The sequence below is a fragment of the Brachyspira suanatina genome (assembly GCF_001049755.1).
GTDB classification, from domain to species: domain Bacteria; phylum Spirochaetota; class Brachyspiria; order Brachyspirales; family Brachyspiraceae; genus Brachyspira; species Brachyspira suanatina.
Genome location: NZ_CVLB01000001.1, coordinates 1,945,486 through 1,969,140, shown reverse-complemented (window position 1 = coordinate 1,969,140; position 23,655 = coordinate 1,945,486). Strand labels below are relative to the sequence as shown.

Annotated in this window: 17 protein-coding genes and 1 tRNA gene; 11 read left to right on the top strand and 7 right to left on the bottom strand. The window is 26.0% G+C overall.

The window, feature by feature from the left end; genetic code table 11:
* Positions 1–188: 188 nt before the first annotated feature.
* Positions 189–1,532 carry an MATE family efflux transporter gene (locus BRSU_RS08460; protein ID WP_048594906.1) on the top strand — a complete coding sequence of 448 codons (1,344 nt, stop codon included), beginning with the start codon at positions 189–191 and terminating at the stop codon, positions 1,530–1,532.
* 430 nt (positions 1,533–1,962) lie between these two features.
* Positions 1,963–3,513: an FAD-binding protein gene (locus BRSU_RS08455; RefSeq protein WP_245158068.1), complete on the top strand. Its 1,551-nt coding sequence runs from the start codon at positions 1,963–1,965 to the stop codon at positions 3,511–3,513.
* A 4-nt stretch (positions 3,514–3,517) separates the two neighbouring features.
* Here the strand turns inward: BRSU_RS08455 and BRSU_RS08450 are convergent, their stop codons facing one another.
* Positions 3,518–4,180, bottom strand: coding sequence for a suppressor of fused domain protein (locus BRSU_RS08450; RefSeq protein WP_048594905.1), 663 nt, complete (start codon positions 4,178–4,180; stop codon positions 3,518–3,520).
* Positions 4,181–4,320: 140 nt separating this feature from the next.
* Here BRSU_RS08450 and BRSU_RS08445 point away from each other — a divergent pair, with 140 nt between their 5' ends.
* On the top strand, positions 4,321–6,306 hold the full coding sequence (locus tag BRSU_RS08445) for a tetratricopeptide repeat protein (RefSeq protein ID WP_048594904.1): 1,986 nt from the start codon (positions 4,321–4,323) through the stop codon (positions 6,304–6,306).
* 58 nt (positions 6,307–6,364) lie between these two features.
* Here the strand turns inward: BRSU_RS08445 and BRSU_RS08440 are convergent, their stop codons facing one another.
* The gene (locus BRSU_RS08440; RefSeq protein ID WP_048594903.1) at positions 6,365–8,734 is read right to left on the bottom strand and encodes a BspA family leucine-rich repeat surface protein; all 2,370 of its coding nucleotides are present in this window, start codon (positions 8,732–8,734) and stop codon (positions 6,365–6,367) included.
* Positions 8,735–8,758: 24 nt separating this feature from the next.
* The gene (locus tag BRSU_RS08435; RefSeq protein ID WP_048594902.1) at positions 8,759–10,147 is read right to left on the bottom strand and encodes an SMI1/KNR4 family protein; all 1,389 of its coding nucleotides are present in this window, start codon (positions 10,145–10,147) and stop codon (positions 8,759–8,761) included.
* A 138-nt stretch (positions 10,148–10,285) separates the two neighbouring features.
* Here BRSU_RS08435 and BRSU_RS08430 point away from each other — a divergent pair, with 138 nt between their 5' ends.
* Positions 10,286–10,834: an Abi family protein gene (locus BRSU_RS08430; RefSeq protein ID WP_048594901.1), complete on the top strand. Its 549-nt coding sequence runs from the start codon at positions 10,286–10,288 to the stop codon at positions 10,832–10,834.
* Between the two features lie 4 nt (positions 10,835–10,838).
* A complete protein-coding gene (locus tag BRSU_RS08425) occupies positions 10,839–11,210 on the top strand; it encodes an Abi family protein (protein ID WP_048594900.1) in 372 nt (123 codons plus the stop codon).
* A 5-nt stretch (positions 11,211–11,215) separates the two neighbouring features.
* Here BRSU_RS08425 and mtaB read toward each other — a convergent pair whose 3' ends face one another.
* A complete protein-coding gene (gene mtaB / locus BRSU_RS08420; protein ID WP_048594899.1) occupies positions 11,216–12,469 on the bottom strand; it encodes a tRNA (N(6)-L-threonylcarbamoyladenosine(37)-C(2))-methylthiotransferase MtaB in 1,254 nt (417 codons plus the stop codon).
* Positions 12,470–12,772: 303 nt separating this feature from the next.
* Between mtaB and ftsZ the strand changes: the two genes are divergently transcribed.
* From ftsZ to BRSU_RS08400, 4 genes are read left to right on the top strand one after another with little or no spacing between them, the layout of a single operon-like run.
* Complete coding sequence (gene ftsZ / locus BRSU_RS08415) at positions 12,773–14,767, top strand: cell division protein FtsZ (protein ID WP_048594898.1); 1,995 nt, start codon at positions 12,773–12,775, stop codon at positions 14,765–14,767.
* Between the two features lie 15 nt (positions 14,768–14,782).
* Complete coding sequence (locus BRSU_RS08410) at positions 14,783–16,711, top strand: tetratricopeptide repeat protein (protein ID WP_048594897.1); 1,929 nt, start codon at positions 14,783–14,785, stop codon at positions 16,709–16,711.
* A 20-nt stretch (positions 16,712–16,731) separates the two neighbouring features.
* On the top strand, positions 16,732–17,352 hold the full coding sequence (gene coaE / locus BRSU_RS08405; protein WP_048594896.1) for a dephospho-CoA kinase: 621 nt from the start codon (positions 16,732–16,734) through the stop codon (positions 17,350–17,352).
* A complete protein-coding gene (locus tag BRSU_RS08400; protein WP_048594895.1) occupies positions 17,303–18,124 on the top strand; it encodes an SPOR domain-containing protein in 822 nt (273 codons plus the stop codon). The genes coaE and BRSU_RS08400 overlap by 50 nt, the downstream gene beginning before the upstream one ends.
* 65 nt (positions 18,125–18,189) lie before the next feature.
* Here BRSU_RS08400 and BRSU_RS08395 read toward each other — a convergent pair whose 3' ends face one another.
* On the bottom strand, positions 18,190–19,260 hold the full coding sequence (locus tag BRSU_RS08395) for a thiamine biosynthesis protein (protein WP_048594894.1): 1,071 nt from the start codon (positions 19,258–19,260) through the stop codon (positions 18,190–18,192).
* A gap of 486 nt (positions 19,261–19,746) precedes the next feature.
* Here BRSU_RS08395 and BRSU_RS08390 point away from each other — a divergent pair, with 486 nt between their 5' ends.
* Positions 19,747–21,042 carry a hemolysin family protein gene (locus BRSU_RS08390; RefSeq protein WP_048594893.1) on the top strand — a complete coding sequence of 432 codons (1,296 nt, stop codon included), beginning with the start codon at positions 19,747–19,749 and terminating at the stop codon, positions 21,040–21,042.
* 22 nt (positions 21,043–21,064) lie between these two features.
* Here BRSU_RS08390 and BRSU_RS08385 read toward each other — a convergent pair.
* Positions 21,065–21,146, bottom strand: a tRNA-Leu gene (locus tag BRSU_RS08385).
* 131 nt (positions 21,147–21,277) lie between these two features.
* Here BRSU_RS08385 and BRSU_RS08380 point away from each other — a divergent pair.
* Positions 21,278–22,123, top strand: a complete 846-nt coding sequence (locus BRSU_RS08380; RefSeq protein WP_048594892.1) for a histidinol-phosphatase — start codon at positions 21,278–21,280, stop codon at positions 22,121–22,123.
* Between the two features lie 134 nt (positions 22,124–22,257).
* Here the strand turns inward: BRSU_RS08380 and radA are convergent, their stop codons facing one another.
* Positions 22,258–23,646: a DNA repair protein RadA gene (gene radA, locus BRSU_RS08375; RefSeq protein ID WP_048594891.1), complete on the bottom strand. Its 1,389-nt coding sequence runs from the start codon at positions 23,644–23,646 to the stop codon at positions 22,258–22,260.
* Between the last annotated feature and the right edge of the window lie 9 nt (positions 23,647–23,655).

Sequence of the window (23,655 nt, the reverse complement as noted above, 5' to 3'; positions counted from 1 at the left end):
TATTAATAAAATATTATTATGCAATAAGATTTTATTATCTTGACATAAAATAATAATATGACTATAATATATTTAGTCAAAAAACATACTATTAATAATTTATTTTTTATATCTTAATCATTTTTCTTTAGTATATGTTTTTATAATCCTTATAATATTTTTTTCTTTTTATTTTAAAGGAATAATTAATGGAACTTAATAATACAACTTTAATAGAAAATAGCAGTATCAATTTATTTTCAAAATTTGCAATACCTAGTATATTGGGTATGATAATGGGAAGTGCTGCTGTATTTGTAGACGGTTTTTTTGTAGCACATTTTATATCGGCAGAAGCTTTTACTGCAATAAATATAGTATGGCCTATAACTGCTTTGTCTTTCGGTATTTATGTAATGCTTACTATAGGTTCTGTTGCTCTTGCTGGAAAATGCATAGGTGAGAATAATATAAGACGTGCCAATTTAATATTTACTCAAACTTTAATTGTAGTTCTTACTATAGCCAGTTTTCCTTTGATTATAGCATATATATGTAGAGAGAGTCTTCTTCCTTTTTTTGGAGCACATGGCGAAGTTTATGAATTATCATTAGATTATGTAGAGGGTGTGCTATTTGCAACATTTTTTTGGGGAATGGCTTATGTTTTAAGTCAGTTTGTAAGACTCAATGGTTCTCCTAAATTTGCTTCTGCAATGTTTATAGTATCATCTTTGGCTAATATGGTATTGGATCCTCTTTTCATTATAGTTTTTCATTTCGGAATTGCCGGAGCTGCTTGGGCTACTGCAATATCACAGATAATAGCTTTTTTGATGGGATTATTATATTTCTTCAAACCTAATTGCCGATTAAAGATAATAAAAATTTATGGAGGCTGGATATATATACTAAAATCTGCATTTAATGGATTTTCTGAATTTTTAAGCAATTTTTCATCAGGACTCATTCCTTGGCTTTTTAATATAACAGCATATAATATTTCAGGAAACAGGGGCATACTAGTATATTCAGTTGCTAATTATGCGATAATGTTTTTTATAATGCTTGCATATTCAATAGGCGAGGCATTAGAACCTTTGGTAAGTGTTTCTTATGGTGCTAGAAATAAAAACAGAATGAAAGATTTTTTAAAGATATCTGTATTTTTAATTACTTTTATATCGGTATTAAGTTCTATTATACTTTTAATTGATCCTAGTCTTCTTGTTAATACGCTTTTAAAAGATGTTGATAATCAAACTTTTGATGATGCTTTATTTTTTGTAAGAACCTCTATACCTACATTCATAGGGGTTGGAATAAATATTATAATGAGTGCATATTATACTTCCGTTCAAAAGGCTGGTGCTTCTGCAATTGTTGCTGCTTTAAGGAGTATGATTTTGCCTGTTTTATTGGTATTAACTCTTCCAAATATTTTCGGATTTATAGGTTTGGTTTTGGTTCTGCCTATAAGCGAGATAGCTACTTTGATAGTATCTTTTGCATTATATAAAAATAGAAGTGCTGATATATTACTTACAGAATGATTATTTTATAAAAATATTATAATATTGTAATGAGATAATGAAGTGTTAATATATACTGAAAATTTTTAACTTTGTCAATTTTTTATTCAACTTTTTCCCGCCGCAAAAAGTTGCTGCCGCAGGCACGCTTCGCGAAAGTGCAAGTATAAAATTAGTGTTAAATCATACTAAAATTGCATTACATGTAAAATAATTTATTAAATTTAATAGCAAATATAGCCTTTCGCCGAAGGCACGTACAGTAGTGGGCAAAGCCACCACTGATAGTAAAAATAAGAAAATAATTTTTGACAAAATGTAATTGTTTAGGTATATTCAATTATATATAAAAACTATTTAAGAGTGATAGTATGAATATAAACAAAAAATTTTATTGTGATGTATTGATTGTAGGCGGAGGAATAGCTGGCTTATTGCAGCTGAAAGAGCATTGAAAGTTTTTAAAAGAGTATGCATTGCTGATTCTTCTAAGATTTGTTCTGGAGCTTCTTATTTTCCTTTAAAAGCTACATTAGGCATACAGGCAACAAAAAGTGAAAATGATTATGATAAATATTATGAAGATATAACCAATATGGGTAAAGGTGTTGAAAATCCAGAGCTCATAAAAACTTATATAAAAAATATTAAAAGAGATGTTTATCTTCTAAAAAGAATAGGTTTTAAACCTTGGCTTAGAAAAGATTCAAGACCTGCATGTTTTGCTAAATACTCAAGAAATATTTTTTTGATTAATGATTGGAATGTGGCTAGAAAAAGAGCTAATAAAATTTTCAGAAAAAATAAAAGACTTAAAATATTTGAAGAAAGTTCTTTAATAAGAATCATAAAAAATAATGATAAAGTTTATGTGGCAGTATTTCAAAATAAAGATAAATTTTTCTTTATAAAATCTAAAGTTATAATCTTAGCGGCAGGAGGAATTGCAGGAAATTATAAAAATAGCTTGTATCCCAAAAAAATTAATGGTACTTGTCATATAACTGCATTAGATGCTGGAGCTTATGCACAAAATATGGAGTTTATTCAATTTATACCTGCATATTTAAAGCCTAAATATAATGTTTTGTTTGGAGAGCATACTTTAAAATATTGTATTGGCATGTATGATGAAGATAATAAATTAATTTTAGACGGAATAAACGATGATAAAAATAAAAAATTATGGATTGAAAGAAGTGCTTATGCTCCTTTCAGCATAGATTTTGAAAGCAGTGAAATAGATTTAAAAATACCTTACAGCGGAGTAAAATTAAAATATTCTGAAGATTTGTATAAAGACAAAGAAGAATTTTATACTGTTTATTTGGATTGGCTTAAGAAAGAAATGAATATTGATTTACTTAAAGATGAAACTTTAATAACTCATTTTGCTCATAGCTGTAATGGGGGCATAAAAATAGACAGCAATGGATTTACCGGTGTTAATGGGCTTTATGCTATTGGTGAATTATCATCTGCTATAGAGGGAGCTAATAGGTTAGGCGGAAATTCTGTTGGCGGTGCTTTGGTATTTGGAAATAATGCTGTTAAAGATGCTTACAGATATATTAAAAATAATAAATTTCATGATAATAAAAAATTAAATAGTATAGAAAAAGAATTTAATGATTGGATCAATGATATTTCAAAAGATGATAAAGAAAACAATTGTAGAAAAAATGAGGTGCTTGAAAAAATAAGAGAATTAGTAAGTGAAAATTTATCCGTTGTAAGAAGCAGAGAAAAAATAGAAAAATTTTTAAGAAAGATTGATGAGATTAGAAGCAATTACAGCATAAAAGAAAATATCAAAGACGGTTCTATAGAAATTTATTTGATTATCGAAAGTGTTAAGATGATTGCCTTGAGTATGCTTGAGAGAGATGAGAGCAGGGGGGCACATTACAGAGAAGATTTTAAAGATTCATCTGATAAAATTTATAAGCTTCAGGTAAAGAGAGAAAATAATAAAACAGTAATAGAAAGAGTTTACAATTAAGAAATTATAATAAAGATTCTCTGTTATAATCTGTTATATCGGTTCCTATTTTTTGAGCCAATTCTTTTACTGTGATTTTTTTATTGTATACAGCATTAAGCTCTGGATCTGCAGCACCTAAAAGCTCAACAAAAATAACTTTTCCATTAGGAGTATTTATTTCACCTGCTTCATCTGGTATAGTTATAAATCCTGTTATTTTAGATTTTTGTTCAGCATCTATTCCTTCTTTTTGTTTAGTCCATATATATTCATAAGGATTAAAAACTGAACCGCTTTCAAATACATATCTTGCCAATTGCTGTAAAAATCCTACAACAGTTTTTATTTCATTATCAGCGCTATCATCATCTTTAGTATTATTAATTTGTTTTTCATTCATTTTTAATTTGAAAGTAAGTTCGAAACCGAATCCGCTGTAGTCTTTATTTTCTGATTCTTTTTCATAAAGCTCGCTGAATCCGTAAGTAACAAAATGATAATATCCTTTACCTCTGTAAATACTTATTCCGTCAAGAGGGTCTTTTCCTCCAAACTGATAAGATATTATAGGTCTGTAATGCAGAGGATCTTTTTGTTCAGGATATATTTTCTCAAATGTTTCAGTTATAGCATCAAAACCTGAAGTATTTATTTCTTCATTATTACTTAGCTCTTCTTTATTCATTTTGTACTCCAAATTATTATGTTAAGTAGTATAACAGAAACAATTTATATATCAATAATATTTTTTATTATAGTTTTACTTGAAAAATTATAAAAATATTCTAATATGTGAATTATAAATTTTTTATTCAGGATAAATAAATGATAAAAAAAGAAATACAGCAATTATTTGAATTAGGAAAGAATGCTTTTAAAGAAAAAAGATATGAAGAAGCTATTTTGAATTTAGAGAAGATAATTGATATTTATAATAAGGATCTAGTTTTTTATTCTGATGATGAATTTATTATTTATAGTGATGATGATAATGATGAAGCTAGTGATGAAGATATTAATAATATGCATAATATTTTGATCAGTGCTTATTATAATATAGGTACTTCTAAATGTAATTTAAAAATGTATGAAGAGTCTATAGAATATTTTGATAAAACTATAGAACTTAATGATGAACACAGCAATGCATATTATAGCAGAGGAGTTGCTGAATATAGTTTAGGATTATATGAAGATGCTATAAAAGATTTTAATAAAACTTTAGAATTAGATTCTGATTTTAAAGATGCTTATTTTATTAGGGCTTTATCTTATGCCAAAATAGATAAACATAAAGAGGCTGTCGATGATTTTAATACATTATTAATAGAATATAATGAAATTAATTATATATATTATTATTATAGGGGATTATCTAAATATAATTTGAATTTATTGGAAGAAGCCATTGAAGATTTTACCATTGCTATAGATTATTTTCCTGATGAAAGTTATATATATTATGAAAGGGCTTTAGTTTATTCCAATTTAAATATGTTTAAAAATGCTGTAGATGATTATACTAAGGCTATAGAGCTTAATGAAATGGATGCTGATTCTTATTATAACAGAGCTTTGACATACTTTAAATTAGAAGAATATGATAAAGCTATAGAAGACTATAATAAAGTTCTAGAATTGAATCCTGATGATACAGAAGCTATTTATAATAAGGGTTTATGCAAACAAAATTTAGATTTATTTGAGGAAGCTATAGAAGATTTTGATTCTATTATTGATTCTGATAATGAATTTGTTTGTTATAGTTTAGGTATTTGTCATTTAGAATTAAAAAGATATGAAGAAGCTATTGATTATTTTGATGTATTTATAAAGTTTAATCCTTATTATGCTGATGCGTATTATTATAGAGGAAATGCTAAGTTTGATTTAGAACATTATGAAGAAGCTATTGAAGATTATAATAAAACTTTAGAATTAGATAATGATCATATAGATGCTTATTATGAAAGAGCTATGGTAAAGATTAATTTGAATTTATATGATGAGGCTATGAAAGATTTTGATGAAGCTTTATATAATGCAGAGTCAGATTCTGATAAAGCTTATTTATATACTTTAAAAGCTGCTTTAAATGAAATATCAAAAGATTATGAAGAGGCCATAGATAATTATACTAAGGCAATAGATCTTGGAAATGAATGTTATTATAAGAGGGCTATTGCTAAACATAATGCTGGATTAGTAAAAGAGGCTATCAATGATTATAATAAAGCTATAGATTTGGAGCCTGATAATTATGAAATATATAGTTATAAGGGAAATGCGGAACTTGATTTATTTTTGTATGAAGATGCTATTAAAGATTTTAATAAGGCTATAGAGTTAAATCCGAATTATGATGAAGCATATTATAATAGGGGTATTGCTAATGAGGCATTGAAAAATTATGAAGAATCTTTTAAAGATTATGAAACTACTATAAAATTAAATAAAGAACATGATTATGCTTTTAATAATTTGGGCGGGTGCTATGTGAGGCTAAAAGAATATGACAAGGCATTGGAGAATTTTTATAAAGCATTAGAAATAAATTCTGAACTTTCTTTACCTTATAATAATATAGGTGAAGTAAAATCAAGATTGGCTTTAAAAGAAAAAAACAATATAGAAAATTATAATAAATTAAATAGTGAAGCATTAGAGTATTTTAATAAATCTTATCAAACAGCTTTAAAAAATAATGATGAATATGAAATGAATGCAATTATGGATAACATGAAAGAATTAGCGGCTGAAAATATAGAGCCTGCAATAGAGTTCTTAAAAAATAATAATATTGATTATTAAGCTAATATACAAATTAGTATATACCCCAAATTTTTAAGTTTTTCAAAATTTATTTGTTTCAGTATATTTCTGTTAATCTAAAATCCCATATTAAAAGTATAAGCCAAGTATATATGAATCTGTCATTAGCATTATTAAACTCGATATTAATTTTTATTTTATCATTATAATTGGTTTCAGTATTGATAATTTTTGTTCTTATATAAAATTCTTGATTATTGTATGAGTCTTTAAATGAATATCCGTTAATTTCATAATAGCTTTTACGTTCGGTATTCATATCATACTTTTGAGAAAATGCTTTTACCATTCCATAACTTATTTCCATATTTTGTAATTTTTTTAATGCTTCTTGTAAATTATTTATTTTTATATTTGTAAACTGCATTATTGGCTGTGATAATTCATAATCCTCAAGCTGTTTTTTCCATTTTACTATAATTTCTTCTTCCATTTCTATAGGGCTTGATAAACTTACAAAATAATTATTATTTATATTCACTGTATTATCATCGCAGTTGGTATAACTTCCATCGCCTGAATATCTGAATGTTGTTATAAAATTATTATTTTCATCAAATAAATTCCAAACTAAATTAATAGCAAATTTATTCATTATTGTATTATCAATAAATATTTCTTTGAAAAAATTAAAATCATACTTTTTGCCTGTTAATAGAATTTTTATTAAATTTCTGCTTTGATTTTTTATAATATTTGGAATTTCTTTTTTTATGTATTTAATTTCTTCTTTTGTACTATCATCAAAGTCTTTAGGTATTTGTTTTAATATTTTATTTTCTTTGATATCAAAAAACTCTATAGTATAATCATTTTTCAAAATCATTTTATATTGATTATTATTTATTATTCTCTCGCCGTTTCTATCGAATCCAAAATTCGGTATAGCTTTTAATCCGAATTCATAAACGCTCAAATTATTTTCTTTTGCTATATCCTCAATAATTTTTTCTGCCATCTCTTTTACTTCATATTTTTTACTTTTCTTAAACACATTATAAAGCATATTAACAGCATATTTACTGTTTTTATTGATAGAAAATACAAGTAAACATAATTTTGAATCTTTTTCTTTTTTATAAATCTCTCTTAATGCTTCATCTCCTCCATATATTCCATACATAATAATAGATGTTTCTTTATTGGTGCTTGTGTGCATTGTTTTAATTGCATTTATAAAAGATTTTTCATCAATTAAATTTATAATATAATCTATTTGTTTTATTCTGTAGGCTTCTCTTTTCAATTCTAAATATGATAAGTAAATATATTTTATTATTCTTTTATCTATATTTTCTATTTTTATATCATCTATAAATTTTACTTTTTTATTATCTTTTTTATTATAGTTTTTGTCTATATAATTATAAACTTCTTCTATGCTATTAAAACTTTCAATATAATCTGGTATTAATTCTTTTAATTCATTATAAAAATTATTTATTAAATATCTTTTAAGGAGATTAACTTTTTTATTTTTATGATTTTCTATAATTTTATATATCTTTTTTACATTGTTTTTTATAAAATCATTTAAATTATTTTTTTCTTCTTTATCCAAAGTCAATGCATATAAATAAATTTTGAATTTAAATGTTAATTCTAATTTAGAATCTTTATTAAAATTACTCATATCCGAAAGATTATCAATATTCCAATCATCTAAATTTTGATTGAATGCTGATGTATTTGAGAACATGCTTCCTGCATCTTTTAATTTTTTTGTATTCCAATTATTAATAGGCTTATTAAAATCTCTTGCAAACATAAACATGCATCTCATATTAGTAACATTGCTTACATTCCAATTATTAATATACTGATTAAATGCATAAGCTAATGAAAACATACCAGACATTTCTTTTACTTTAGAAGTATCCCATTTAAATAGAGGCTGATTAAATTTATATGCAGATGAAAACATATGATTCATATTTTCTACATTACTTACATTCCAATCATTTATATTTTGATTAAAACTCTCAGCACGATTAAACATATCGCTCATACTTTGAACTTTACTTACATTCCAATTATTAAGAGGCTGATTGAAACTTTTAGCATTCATAAACATGCTATTCATATTTGTAACATTGCTTACATCCCAATCATTCAAAGGTTGATTAAATTTTTCAGCCAAGAAAAACATATAAGCTGTATTTTTCACTTTAGAAACATTCCATTTACTAATATCTTTATTAAAATTCCTATTAGCAGAAAACATACCAGCCATATTTTCTACATTAGAAGTATCCCAATTTTCTATACCGTCATAATTATCTCTATTAAAAAAATCAAATAAGTTTGACATATCAGTTATTAGGCTAGTATCTATATCACCCAAATAAATACTTTCATCTGTTACTAAATCTTTTAATTCTTTTCTGCTTGTAGGTTTATATTTCATTTTAATTCCTATGATATTAATATTTTAATAATTAAATATTCTTTTTGAAGTATTGTTTATAAAATGTATTATAGATTCATCTTCTGGTTCATTGATTTTATAATATTCTAATAATTTTTGGTATTCTGTTTTTATTGTGTTTATTATTTCTTTTTTATACTTTTTATTATTTTTTAAAATATTTTCCAAATATGCGATTGTATTTCTTATTTGAGCAGTATTTTTATTTGAACAGCTTTCTACAAATTCATTTATATAAATGTTAAATATATCATCATTTTCTAAAATATTTAGAGATAGAATATATAATATAGTAGAGTTTCTATTATTAATAAATATATCAAATTCATTAAAATCTATTAAATTATTTTTATAAAGGTATAAAGCCATATCAATAAGAAGCCTGTAATTATTTATTTTATTTTCTTCATTATGTAGTTTTTTATAATATTCCAGTGCTAATTTTATTTCATCTGTCCAATCAAAAATTTCTTTTTTAAAATTGCCTACAAACAAATTATTGTCAGCATGAACTTTTAAATATAAAACTTTAACATAAGAATCTATAATATCATTATTTTGAAATGCATCTTTTATATGTTTTTCTATTTTTTTATAATTATGATTATCTAATAAATAAACAAGTTTTAATTTATAATTTTCATCTTTTTCTAAATTGTATAAATTATATATTTCATTTAAATACTGTTCTTCTAATGATTTGTATTTATACATTGTTGTTATAATGCTTTGTTTATTTATAATATTATCTTCTTTTTTATTATTTAATATATCATAATAGTATTTAATTAAATCATCAATTTCAAATTTTAATCTTAACCCAAAAGAACCCATATTATAATCAAGAGATGTTTCCAAGGCCCAATTCTCATAATAATCAAGAAAATTATCATAACAAGTGATAAAAGGTTCTTCATAAAACTCATCATCATAATAAACAACTTTTCCTCTATTTTCTCCTGTTACTATTAAACCTATAGAAGAAGAACAACCCAAGGTTCCGAACCTTAATATTCCATAATATTCAAAGTCTGTATTTTCTATATCATTAGCATTTCCTTCATTAACTTTTTTTGAATATTCTATCATTAAATCTATTCTGTTATCATATTTCAAATAATCAAAATACATATCTTCAAATTTATCCATACTGTAGCCATAACAAGCCCCACCATTTCCGACTTCTGTTATAAACCAAAAATAATCTTCCGGAAGTTTGAATTCATATTTATTTTCTAATTCTATAACTTTATTTTTATTTATAGGAGGATTTAATTTGTATTTATGACTTTCTGATGCAAATTGTTTGAAGTTTTTATCTGTTTCTTTGCATTTATTTAAAAGATTTAAAATATTTTGTTTTCTTTTATTATTAAGTTCTTTATTTATCATTTATTGATTATACATTTTGAATATATAAAGTCAAATTATTAAATTACTTTATTTGACTTTATAATATATTTTGTTATAATGTATTTGATAGTACCGCAGGGCTTACCTTTGGTAGCTCACTCTGCGGGCTTTTTATTTATGAAAGATTATAATAATCCAGCTTTATCAATTAATGATCAAATAAAATTACTTCAATCTAGAGGTTTAATAATAAAAGATATAAATTATGCTAAGACGGTTTTAGAAAAATTAAATTATTATAATTTTAGCGGATATACTTATATATTTGAAGATAAATCAAATAAAAGAACTCATAATTTTTCAAATAATACTACTTTTGAAGAGATATTTGAAGTTTTTAAATATGATGTACAAATAAGACAGCTTTTATTTTCTTGCATTTCTTATATAGAAATATTTATGAGAAATATTATATCTAGAAATTTTTTAGATGTATATAATAATGATCCATTTGCTAATTATAATTTAATGAAATATAATAATATAAATAATGAAATAAATAAAGAAGTTGAACGTTCAAAAGAGATATTCATTAACCACTATAAAAATGAATATTTAAATTATCCTAAAATATCAATCTGGATAATTGTAGAAATAATGAGTCTTGGTACATTATCAAAATTTTATTCTTCTTCTGAAAAAAAAATTACAAACTTTGATAACTAATAATATGAATTTGTACCATTATAAATATTTAAAAAGTTGGTTATTTGCTATAACTGAAATAAGAAATAGATCTGTGCATCACTCAAGAATTCTATGTAGACAATTATTAAATCCTCCTATTATACCTAAAAATATTATACTTAATAGTAATTATGATTGGAAATTACTTTCAAATTCTCATTTATTCAATTTTATAGTAACATTGGAATATATTGTAAAAGTTTCTGATATTTATAGAGAATTTACACTGCCTATTATACAAAGTATATATAATATGATTAATAATATATCAAATAATAGTATATTAAAGAATAAACCATTAATAAAAGATATAGGTATAATGAATAATTGTAAAGGTGATTTATTTTTTTGTTAATATATTTACTCACAAATCATAATACCGCCTTCATATCTCAATGCTTTCGCTGATACAAGATCCTTTTTGTTTAGGGTATTTTCACTATGAAGTTTGCATTTTAAATATTCAGCACTTGTTCCAATATAGCTGTTATCTTTTAAATCTTTTTCTATTACTATTTTTAAATTTCTTCCTTCAGCATTTTTGTAATATGAATCTTTAAGTTTATTATTTAAATCATTTAGTATTTTAGCCCTTTTTAATTTAGCTCTGTATCCCACTTGATTATCCATCTTTGATGAAGGAGTATTTTCTCTGTTAGAATATCTGAATATATGAATCTTTATGAATTTTGATTTTTCGCATAAATCATAAGTGTCATTAAAGTCATTATTATCCTCATGGGGAAAGCCAACCATTACATCGCTGCTTATAGACATATTTGAATTAGTTTTATACAGTTTTTCTGTGATATTTAAATAATCTTCTCTTGTATATCTTCTGTTCATAAGCTGTAATATTTTATTGCTTCCAGACTGTAAAGGTATATGAGCATGCGGACAAAGTATATCATCATTTTTAAATAGGCTTATAAGCTCATCATCAAAGTAAATAGGCTCAATAGATGAAAGTCTTATTCTTATACCATATTTTGATGAATGCTCTAATATATTTTTAAGTATTTTTGTGAAGTTTATTTCATTATTATAGTTGTATGAACCAAGATTTAAGCCTGTAAGTACAATTTCTTTATAGTTGTAATCATTAGCCATTTTTACAGCATCATATATTTTTGAAGGCTCAACACTTCTATGACTTCCACGTACTCTTGATACTATACAATAAGTACAAAAAACATTGCATCCATCCTGTATTTTTAAATAGGCTCTGCTCTGTTCCTGAGGAAAGAATATTGGATTGTCTATTTTATTTTCTAAATTATTATGTAAAGTATTGAATATTATTTCAGAAGCCTCTTCTTTTTTCTCATTTGGTATTAGTACAATATTATCTTTAAATATAGAAGAATCTTTATCTTTTTTTGAAACATAACATCCTATTAGAAATACTTTTTTATTTTGTATATCACCCAATTTTTCTAAATATGACATAAGTTTTTTATCGCTGTCATTAGTAACAGTGCATGTATTTATAGCTATAGCTTCGGCATTATCTAATTCTGTTATATTTGCCCCTAAGTTTTTTAATTCGTATGAAATTTTTTCACTTTCATATTGATTGAGTCGGCATCCAAAAGTATGTATATGTATATTCATAAATATTCTCTTTTATTATTGTTTTTATTATTTTTTATTTATAAGTAATATTTGTTATTTATTAGTATATATTTAAAATAAGAATAATACAAACAATAAAAATCAATTAACATAATATTTTTTATAGTTAAAAACTAAAAAAATCCGATTAACATAATAACATATTTTTTTTATTTTTACTACTTGCGGAATTTGACAATTATGTTAATATAATTATGTTTATTGAAATATGTTTATTATAATTTTATTTTTAATTAAATGAATTTTAATTAAAAATTCTATTATATAGCAAGGGGAGTTGCAATGAATCCTAACTATCGCATAGAATTGGCAGACAATATGAAAGGGAGCGAAAAAATGGCATTAAAAAATGATTCTTCATCATTGGATACAGTAATAAAAGTAATAGGAGTCGGAAACGGCGGATGTAATGCTGTAAACAGAATGATAGAAGAAGGTTTAAAAGATGTAGACTTTATTGCCATGAATACAGATGCTCAAGCATTATCTCGTTCTAATGCTCCTACAAGAATAGTTTTGGGAGACAGAGTAACTCAAGGATTGGGAGCGGGTACAGATCCTGAAAAAGGGGCTGAAGCTGCCAGAGAAGATATTGCTAGTATAGAAGAGGTTGTAAGCGGAGCTAATTTAGTATTTATTGCAAGCAGTTTTGGAGGCGGTACAGGAACAGGAGCAAGCCCTGTTGTTGCTGAAGCTGCTAAAAAGGCTGGAGCTTTGACTATAGGTGTTGTTACTAAACCTTTTGAATATGAAGGTAAATTAAAAATGAGCCGTGCTGAATCTGGTATAGATAAAATGCTTTCAGTAGTAGACTCTCTTATCATAATACCTAATGAAAACCTTTATGATATGGTTGATATGGACGATTATAGCTATGAAGAGGCTTTATCTGTTGTAGATGATATACTTCGTCAGGGTGTACAAGGTATATCTGATATAATAACTCAAACAGGATTCATAAATGTTGACTTTGCAGATGTTAAAACTATGATTTCTCTATCTAATGGAAGAGCTCATTTAGGTATAGGAGTAGGTAAAGGTGATGACAGACTTCAAAAAGCTATTACTAATGCATTTGAAAATCCTCTTTTAGATGTTTCTAGCATCAAAAATGCTAGAGGTATACTTGCTAATATAGTTTGTCCTAAAGATTTTGCTATGAGAGAATATAGAGAGGCTAGCAAAATCATCAATAATTATGCTAATGAAAATGCTAATATAAAAATTGGTGTTTGCCCTAAAGAAGATATAAAAGATGAAATTATTGTTACTATAGTTGCTACAGGATTTGATGCTAATTCAAAAAATGGGTCTGAAAATAAAGATTTAGATTCAAATGCAAATGATATAATAAATAAATCTTCAACAACTAATAGAGATGAAATTATAAATAATAGTTCTAATAATTCTAATGATGCTGTTACGAATAAAATTAATTCTACTGTTATAGAAAACAAAATTGAAGAAAAGAATAATGATAAAAAAGAAGAAGTAAAGAATGATAAATCAGAAATTAATAAAGTAGAAGTTAATGAAAAGATTATAGCTGAAAGTAAAACTGTATCAAAAAATGCAGCTGAAAATATTAGTGAAATAGATAATATAAATACTATAGTAAAAGAACCTGAAGAAGAGAAAGAAGTTGAACTTGAAAGCATTCAATCTAAATTAGAATCTAATGAAATTAATAAATTTAATGTAGAAAATCTTAAAGCGGATGATAAAGCAGTAATAAAAGTAGAAGATAAAACAGTAATAGAAGAAGAAAAACAAGAAGTTAAAGAAAAGATATTAGTTGCAAATAATAATGATATTCAGGAAACTAAAGAATATAGATTTGAAAATAATATTAGAAATCTTAAAAAACCTATAATAACTAAAACAAATAGTTTTATTGATGAAGAAAATAGAAGCAGTATTAATAATGATGAGGAAAATAATAATAATTCTGATATTATAGAAACATTTAATAGGACTATAGTTAATAATAATTCAGAATATGCTCACAGATATGAAATAAAAAATTCTACTATCAATAATAGAGCAATAGAAAAAATATCAGAAGAGATGCGTTTTGAAGATGAAGAGAAGCATAATAATCCTTATTCTGATTATCATAAAAAACCATTTGATATAGTATCAGATGATTATATGGATAAGCATAATAAGATGGGTTCAAAAATGTCTATATTCGGTGAAACTTCTACTGTTGATAATGATTTGGAAAAACCTGCTTTTTTGAGACGTCAAATACAGGCAAGAAATACTATGAGATAAGGTGTTATTTAAAATATGAAGAAAAATATTTTTAAAAAAAGATTATTATTAAGTCTTTTTATTTTTCAAATATTTACTTTTCATGCATTTGCTCAAAATACTATGGAAAATGCTTTGAAATTGTACAATGAAAGAAATTATGAAAGTTCCATAAGAATATTAGAATCTCTTAATGTTAAGCCTAGTAATTTAGATTCATATCTTTTATTGATAGATAATTATATAAAGCTTAATAATTTTGCTATGGTTGAAACTTTAATAGCTGATGCCGAACGTTATCATTCAAGAAATTATAGATTGCTTGAAAGAAAATTAATCATGGAGCTTATAAATAATAGGAATTCAGAAGCTAGAACAACAGTTAATGATATAAAACGATTAGATAGTAAAAACTATATAGCCAATTATAGTGAAGGTGTTCTAAGTGAGAGAGCAGGATATTATCAAACTGCTATGAATATGTATGAAAGAGCTAGGGTTATTGATAGAGTAAGACCAGAAGCTACTGTTTCTTTAGCGTATCTTCATCTTGCTAATGGAGATAATTCAGTTGCTTTAAGTTTATTTAATGAAAATATGACTAATAATCCTAGAATGGCTGAGTCTTATTATCATTTAGCAAATTATTATTATTTAAATAAAGAATATAATAAATCTTTAGATGAAATTAATAATGCTTTATTTTACTATACCAATTATAATGATGCTAATATATTGAAAGCTAATGTATTTATTTCTTTAGGAAAATATGATGAGGCAATAGCTATATTAGAATATATGCCTGATACAGGATTTAAAAATAATTCCAAATATTATTATATAGGAAATGTTTATGAGGGAGCTGATAATTATGTACGTGCTAAAAATGCATATATAAATTATCTTAGAACTAAGCCTGATGATGAACTTGGAAGACTTGCTTATGAAAGAGTATTGCTTCATACAAATCCTACTCCTGATTATGAGAGAGACAGAGCTGCCTTATACTATGGAAATTTAGCTTCTTATTATACAAGACTTGCAGATAATATAAGAGCTCAGGCATATTTAAAGCATATGTTAAAATTAAATCCTGCTAATACTTATGCTAGATTAATGCTTTCAGATGTTTACAGAAGAATGGGATTGGAAGAGAAATCTTTAGAGGAATTAGAAATAGCAAGAAATGTTAATCCGGAAGAAAAATCTATTATATATAAATATGATAGTTATAAAAGAAAATTAGACAAAAATATAGTGTCAAAATCTTGGGGAATAGAGCAGTATAATGTTGAAACTCCTGGATTTACAGTTGCTATAACAGATACTATTACAGCACAGAAAGATAGTCCTTTATTTTTGAATACATCTTTATATCAGACATTAGCTTATGTGCTTCCTCAATTCGGAAGATTTAAAGTATTAGAGATGTATACAAACTATTATGATACAATAGATTTATATAGAGAACTTAATAGCAGAAATGTTGATTATTTTTTAAGAGGTTCTGCTTTTCAGAATAATGATACTTTTACTATTATGCTTGATTTAGTAGATGTTAAGAGTGAGAAAGTCGTTACTAATTTTACTGTTATGACTAGAGGCAGGGAAAAGGTAATGGGTGCTGCTGTTATGGCAGGAAGAGTTGTAAACAATAGTATTCCTTTCTATTCAAAAGTTATAAAGATTCATAATGATAATATATACATAAATGCCGGAAGAATGCAGGGTGTAACTAATAATATGAATTTGATTCTTTATGATACATCAGCTCCTAGAACTGATTTATCTACTAGAGGTTATAATAATGCTATAGGTATGATAAAGGTTATAACAGCAGATGAAAATGTTTCTTTGGCTAAACTTATAGACGGGAGACTTTTGAATAAAGTTAATTTAAATCAAATAGTAATGCCTTATATAACAAATACAGTTCAAAGCACTAATACTAATGCTGTTAATTAATTTTAAATAGTTAAAAAAATATGAAAAGAAATATTGTAGGAGTATATGGACTAATATGCTCCGGAAAAAGTTCATTTTCTAAGATGCTTGCTAAGGAAATGAATGCATTATATATTGATGCCGATTTGATAGGGCATAAGGCTTTGATCGAAAATAAAGATAATATAGTAAAAGAATTTTCATCATCTATATTAGATGAAAATAATAATATAGACAGAAAAAAACTAGGTGATATAGTATTTTGTAATGCCAAAAAATTAAAAAGACTTCAGGAACTTAATTATCCCTATATAGAAAATAAAGTAAAAGAAATGGTTGATAGTACAGATAAAGATGTTGTTATAGAGGCAGCTCTCATTATGAGAAGTAAAATACCTTCTATATGCAGCAGCTTGATATATGTAAATGCAAAAACTTCTGATATTATCAAAAGAATGAGAAAAACTAGAAATATTTCAGAAACTGAAGCAAGAAAAAGATTAAAAATGCAAAGAGATGTTAAAAATAATAGATTCGATGCCGATATTCTAATAAACAACATGAAAGATTATAATAACTTAATTATGATCTCTAAAAAATTAGGAAGGTATTATGGAGTTAAATCAAAATCCAAACATGGAAGAAAAAGGCGCTTCTATTAATCACAATATTGGCAGAAAAAAAACTCTTTATATAGTTAATTTTACCCCTATAAGATTATTGATATTTTCTATCAGTTCTGTTGCTTTAATTTTATTTATATTTGTATTAGGTTTTCATTTAGGCGGTTCAAAACCTGTTCATGCAAATAATACTGATGATTCTATTGCAGCTTTAATGAGAAATGCTCAGGACAGCGAAAATATGGCGGCAACAGAAGTAAGCAGTGCAGATATGCCTAATAATGATATTACAGCATTAAGCGAATATGATGCTGCAGTTAATAATAATAGCATTATTAGGGAAGGCAATACTTCAGCAGACAGATACAATGAATATACTCAGAATTTGGCTTCTGAATTAGATGCTATCAATGAGAATATCAAAGAAAAAGATACAGCTGGATTAGCACCTAATACTACTTATACTCCTCCTCAGCAAATGGCTAGTATAGCTCCTGTTAAGACAACAACTACTACTACTAAAAAGAGTACTGTTCCTTATACTAGAAGTTCTTCAGCAGATTCTATATACTTTATACAGGTTGCTGTAGGTTATGACAAAGATAATACTTATTCTGCTAGAGATAGTTTAAAAGCTAAATTCCCAAAAGCTTTTATTAAAGAAGAAACTATGTCTGATGGAAAAATGATGTATAAGTTAAAAGTAGGCAGATATGAAACTAGAGAAGAAGCTCAAAAGGCTTTGGCTGAAATAAAAAAGATTCCAGCATATAAAGATAGTTACATTTATTCCGATAAGAAAGTAAGTTAAATAAAAATATCCTAAAAGTTATAGTGATGCCCTTTTAAATGAAAATTTAGAAGGGTATTATTATTTTAAACTATTTGTTCAAATTTTGTATTTTTAGATTCTTTATTATTTATTTCTATTATCTCGCTTTTGTATTCTTTATTATCAGAATCATTATAATATGATGCGGTTATTGATAGAGTGTCCTTTTCTTCTTTTGAAAAATATCCCATTATCATAGCAGATTTATATATTATATCATTATAAATATTTTCTGATTTATCATCGTATATTTCTAAATAGCCAAAAGGTCCTCTATTATAATTAGGTCTTAATACTATGCAGTTTATTCTTTTTCTTTTCTCCAAAGCATCATTTTCTTTTTCATTTCTTCCAAGTAAAAGCTTAACATTTTTATTCATTCTTATATGTCTGCCTATAGCTAAATACTGCATAAGCTCTATATTAAGTATATCTTTTCCATTATTAGAGACTAAATCATTATATCTTCTAGCATATCCTTTATCTACTATAGCACATCCCGCACCGGCTGGAATAGGGTAGTCTGTTATTCCAAACTCTTCAGCTAATTTCATTTGTACATTTCTGCTTCTTCCGTATATATCATAAAGATTTTCTCTGTTTATCAATCCTTCTTCTTCAGCTTTTGTTATAGGCAGAAGTTTGGCAGATAATGGTCTTAATAATCTTCCTTCAAGTCCGCTTTCTTTTATAGCATTGATTAAGTCTTGCGATTTCTGACTCATAGGTCTTTGTCCTTTAACTTCGCCTGTAGCTATAAAGTCGAATCCTTCATCTTCCATTATTTTTTTAGCAGTTTTAAGCATTAATATATGACAGTCCAAACATGGATTAATAGAACTTCCGTATCCATATTTAGGATTTAAAAACATATCTAAGTAAACATCTTTTAATGATACAAATCTTATTGGTATATTAAGAAAATCAGCAGCCTTTTTGGCAGGGTCTTCGCTATATATTTCAAGTAATTCTTCTTTTATAACAGCATATTCCAATCCTGTAACAAATCTTAAAGCAAGAACATCAATATTTTCTCTTTTTAGTATAGCTCCTACAAGCATACTGTCTAATCCGCCGGATAATAGTAAAATAGCTTTTGCTTTTTTATTGCTCATCAAATTTTCCTTTTATTATAATTTAATTTTTATAATATACTAAAATGACTTTATTTTGTCAATGTTTTATTTAATAATTATTTTAATTAACTCTTATTATATAAATTTTGAATATTACAAACATTTTGGCACTGTATAAATAAAATTTAAAAGTTATTTTATCAATTTTTCCCACCGCCACACCTGCCTACACCTGCCGCAGGCACGCCAATATTATAATTATATGAATTTTTATATACAAAATAAAGAATAAAAAAATGATTATATTATAATACTGTATAGTAAAATTTTATTTACAAATACTTGAAGTTTTATATAAATTATATTATAATACTTATCACGAAAATAATTTTTTAAGGATAATACTTTCAGTACTTACTCTTTTTATACAAATATTTTAATACTTCCCTCTGTAAAATCGTATTATTTTCTTTTTCAATTTTTTAAATCTAATAAATATTTTTTTATTTTTAAGGATAAATCAAAATGGATATAATTATAATAATAGTGTTAATACTTTTAAATGGTATTTTTGCCATGTCGGAAATTGCAGTAATTTCTGCTAGAAAATCTTCACTTATGAAAGACAGCAAAGAAGGAAATAAAGGGGCAAAGACTGCATTAGCTTTAGCAGATAATCCTGACAAATTTTTATCTACAATACAAATAGGTATAACTTTAATAGGTATATTGACAGGTATTTACTCAGGTGATACAGTTGCAAAAGAAGTTTCAAATTTACTTTTAAAAATAAATGTACCATTAAATTATGCTTCTTTAATAGCTCAGGTATTGGTGGTGGCATTGGTAACATATCTTACATTGATATTCGGAGAGCTTGTGCCTAAAAGAATTGGTATGGTAATGCCGGAAAGAATAGCAAAAGTTGTTGCAGCTCCTATGACAATACTTGCGAAGATAGGTGCTCCTTTTGTGTGGATATTATCAAATAGCGCATTGCTTGTTTCAAGAGTTTTGGGAATAAAAGATGATAAAAGTCCTGTTACTGAAGAGGAAATAAAATCTATGATAGAAGAGGGTAGACAAGGCGGAGAAGTTAAGGAGATAGAACAGGATATTATAGAGAGGGCCTTCTTTTTGGGGGATAGAAAAATAGAATCTATAATGACACATAGAAATGATATGGTATTTTTAGATATAAATATGAGTAATGATGAGATAAAAAAAATCGTATCAAAACATTCTTTTTCTGCTTATCCTGTTGTTGATAAAAATTTGGATAATATTGTAGGAGTTGTAAGAGTAACTGATATATTCGATAAATTAAATACTTCAAAGGCTAAAATAGAAAAGTTTGTTAAAAAAGCTAATTACTTTCATAACAATATGGAAGTTTATTTGGTGCTTGAAGAGATGAAAAAGAATAATACTAAAATAGGGCTTGTATCAGATGAGTTTGGTAATATAGACGGAATGATTACTCAAAGCGATATATTTGAGGCTTTAGTTGGTTCTGTAGCGGAAGGAAAAGATAGTAAGGATATTAGAAAAAGAAAGAGCGGAGGTTGGTTTGTGGATGGTCAGTGTCCTATATATGATTTCTTAGAGTATTTTGAAATAGAAGATGAAAATACTTCTAATAATTATAATACTATAAGCGGTTTGATATTAGAATTACTTCAGCATGTACCTAGTGAAGGTGAGTCTTTAGAATGGAAAAATTTAAATTTAGAAATTGTTGATATGGACGGAGCTAGAATAGATAAAGTTATAGTAAACAAAATAGAAAAGACTGATAAAAATAATTCAGATAATGAATAGTGTAAAAGTTATTAAATAGATTTGCTCGAGACTGGACTTGAACCAGCACGGTGTTACCCGACAGCACCTCAAGCTGTTGTGTCTACCTATTCCACCACCCGAGCTTAGATATTAACGAAAACAATTATATATTAAATTATTATTTTGTCAAATATTTTAATTTTTGTATTTAAAAATATATTTTTTAATATATATTTATATTATTGTTTATTTTATATATTATAAGGAAATATAAATGAAATATATATCTAATTTGCATACACATACTAAATATTGCGATGGTAAAAATACAGTTGAAGAAAATATACAATATGCTATAGATAAAGAATTAATAAGCTTAGGTTTTTCAGGACATTCTCATTTTTATAAAGATGATACTTCTATGTCTGAAGAAAATACTATTAAATATTTAGAGAATATAAAAAAGGCAAAGGATATTTATAAAGATAAAATACAGGTATATTTAGGTATAGAAGGTGATTATTATTCAAATTTAAATAAAGATACTGATAAAGAAATGGGGCTTGATTATAGAATAGGCTCAGTTCATTATATTGATGACGGTAATAACTCTTACTTTCCTATAGATATGTCAAGAGATACTTTTAATGAAACTATAAAGCATTTTGGTGATATTAAAGAAGTTATTTTTAGATATTATGATAATGTTATAAAAATGATAGAAACTCAAAAGCCTGGTATTATAGGTCATTTGGATTTGGTTAGAAAATATAATTTGAATAAAGAATATTTTACTGAAGAGGAAGATTGGTATACAAAAAAGGTAGATGAGGTTATAGATATTATTGAAAAAAATGGCTCCATAGTTGAAATAAATACTAAACTTATGAATAAAAATAATTTGGATGCTCATTATCCTAATAAAAATACTATAAAAAAATTGTTAGAAAAAAATGTATCTTTTACAATAAATTCAGATGCACATCAATGTAATAATATAGATAATTGTTATTTTGAAACAGTTGATGAATTAAAGAAACTTGGTGTTAAATCTATAAAAATGTTAATAGACAATAGTTTTAAAGATATTGATATAAATAAATTAGGACTAAGTGTATAATAATTTTTATATAAAAAATCTATTTACATACCCCGCCCTTTATTCTTTAAGGCTAATTTTTAATATTATAATTTTATTTATATTTATTGTTTTTATAAGAAAAAGCACACCCGCCCAAGTGTTTTTTAATTATATTAATTTCCAATACCAAGCCTTTTTACGGCTTCTGAAATATGATCTATACCTATGATTTTTATGTCGCCTGGATTTTTAATTTCTTTTACAGCTCTTTTAGATATGTATATTTCTTTAAGAGAAAATTTTTGCATCTCTTTTATTCTTCGTTCTATAAATCTTACAGGCCTTACTTCTCCTGAAAGCCCCAATTCTCCAATATAAGCAGTAGTCCTTTGAATAGATATTCCTGACATACTTGAAGCTATTGCCATTGCTATTGCTAAATCGCTTGCTGTCTCTTTTACATTAAGCCCATTAGCTACGTTTATGTATACATCTTGATTTGAAAGATTGAGATGCGCCCTTTTTTCTAATATCGCTATTATAATGAGAAGTCTGTATTGATCATAACCTATAGTAAGCCTTCTAGGATATCCGAATGCACTGCTTCCAACTAATGCCTCTTGTTCTACGCAAAATACTCTGCTTCCTTCTATTACAGGAGTTATAACATTTCCTGCAAATACTGATTCATTAACTCCTCTTGTAAATACTCTAGAAGGATCTTTAACTTCCATTAATCCTCTTTCTGCCATCTCAAATATTCCAACTTCATCAACAGCCCCATAACGATTCTTTACGGCTCTTAATATCCTGTATATCCCTTTATCATCGCCCTCAAAATATAATACGCAGTCAACAATATGCTCTAATATTTTTGGGCCTGCTATAGTACCTTCTTTAGTTATATGTCCTACTAAAAATATTGTTATGTTCTTTAATTTGGCAGTTTGCATCAAAGCCCAAGCACAGTTCTTTATTTGCGCCGGTGATCCTGCTATACTGTTTGTAGACGGACTGTATATAGTTTGTATGGAGTCTATTATAGCAAGAGAAGGGGTATCATCTAATAAAGTGTTTATTATATTATCGCAGTTGGATTCTGAAGATATTAAAAAGTCAGAATCTTCTAATGTGAGTCTGTCAGCTCTTAATTTTATTTGTTCAAGAGATTCTTCTCCTGTGAAATAATAAACTTTTTCATTTTTAGCAATATTAGATGCAGTTTGTAGGAGTAGGGTAGATTTACCTATTCCAGGTTCTCCTCCTATTAATATAACGCTTCCCTGTACTATTCCTCCGCCTAATACTCTGTTAAGTTCATCTATATTAGTAGATATTCTAGTTCTATCATTAGTTTTTATTTTTTTTAGCGGAGTTAATGAAGCTTTATCACTGGCTGATGTTGAAGTTCTTTCTCTTATGGATTTATTAGTATCCTGAGAAGGTTCTGTAAAAGGTTTTAAACTATTCCAAGAGCCGCATGAAGGACATTTGCCCATCCAATTAATTGTGCTTTCTCCGCAATTATCACATACGAATATAGTATTATTTTTCTTAGCCATATTTTTAAA

Bases quoted from the DNA above. Each gene is read 5' to 3' on its own strand.
- BRSU_RS08460 (WP_048594906.1), top strand. From the start codon at position 189: ATGGAACTTAATAATACAACTTTAATAGAAAATAGCAGTATCAATTTA.
- BRSU_RS08450 (WP_048594905.1), bottom strand. From the start codon at position 4,180: ATGAATAAAGAAGAGCTAAGTAATAATGAAGAAATAAATACTTCAGGT.
- BRSU_RS08445 (WP_048594904.1), top strand. From the start codon at position 4,321: ATGATAAAAAAAGAAATACAGCAATTATTTGAATTAGGAAAGAATGCT.
- BRSU_RS08440 (WP_048594903.1), bottom strand. From the start codon at position 8,734: ATGAAATATAAACCTACAAGCAGAAAAGAATTAAAAGATTTAGTAACA.
- BRSU_RS08435 (WP_048594902.1), bottom strand. From the start codon at position 10,147: ATGATAAATAAAGAACTTAATAATAAAAGAAAACAAAATATTTTAAAT.
- BRSU_RS08430 (WP_048594901.1), top strand. From the start codon at position 10,286: ATGAAAGATTATAATAATCCAGCTTTATCAATTAATGATCAAATAAAA.
- BRSU_RS08425 (WP_048594900.1), top strand. From the start codon at position 10,839: ATGAATTTGTACCATTATAAATATTTAAAAAGTTGGTTATTTGCTATA.
- mtaB (WP_048594899.1), bottom strand. From the start codon at position 12,469: ATGAATATACATATACATACTTTTGGATGCCGACTCAATCAATATGAA.
- ftsZ (WP_048594898.1), top strand. From the start codon at position 12,773: ATGAATCCTAACTATCGCATAGAATTGGCAGACAATATGAAAGGGAGC.
- BRSU_RS08410 (WP_048594897.1), top strand. From the start codon at position 14,783: ATGAAGAAAAATATTTTTAAAAAAAGATTATTATTAAGTCTTTTTATT.
- coaE (WP_048594896.1), top strand. From the start codon at position 16,732: ATGAAAAGAAATATTGTAGGAGTATATGGACTAATATGCTCCGGAAAA.
- BRSU_RS08400 (WP_048594895.1), top strand. From the start codon at position 17,303: ATGGAGTTAAATCAAAATCCAAACATGGAAGAAAAAGGCGCTTCTATT.
- BRSU_RS08395 (WP_048594894.1), bottom strand. From the start codon at position 19,260: ATGAGCAATAAAAAAGCAAAAGCTATTTTACTATTATCCGGCGGATTA.
- BRSU_RS08390 (WP_048594893.1), top strand. From the start codon at position 19,747: ATGGATATAATTATAATAATAGTGTTAATACTTTTAAATGGTATTTTT.
- BRSU_RS08380 (WP_048594892.1), top strand. From the start codon at position 21,278: ATGAAATATATATCTAATTTGCATACACATACTAAATATTGCGATGGT.
- radA (WP_048594891.1), bottom strand. From the start codon at position 23,646: ATGGCTAAGAAAAATAATACTATATTCGTATGTGATAATTGCGGAGAA.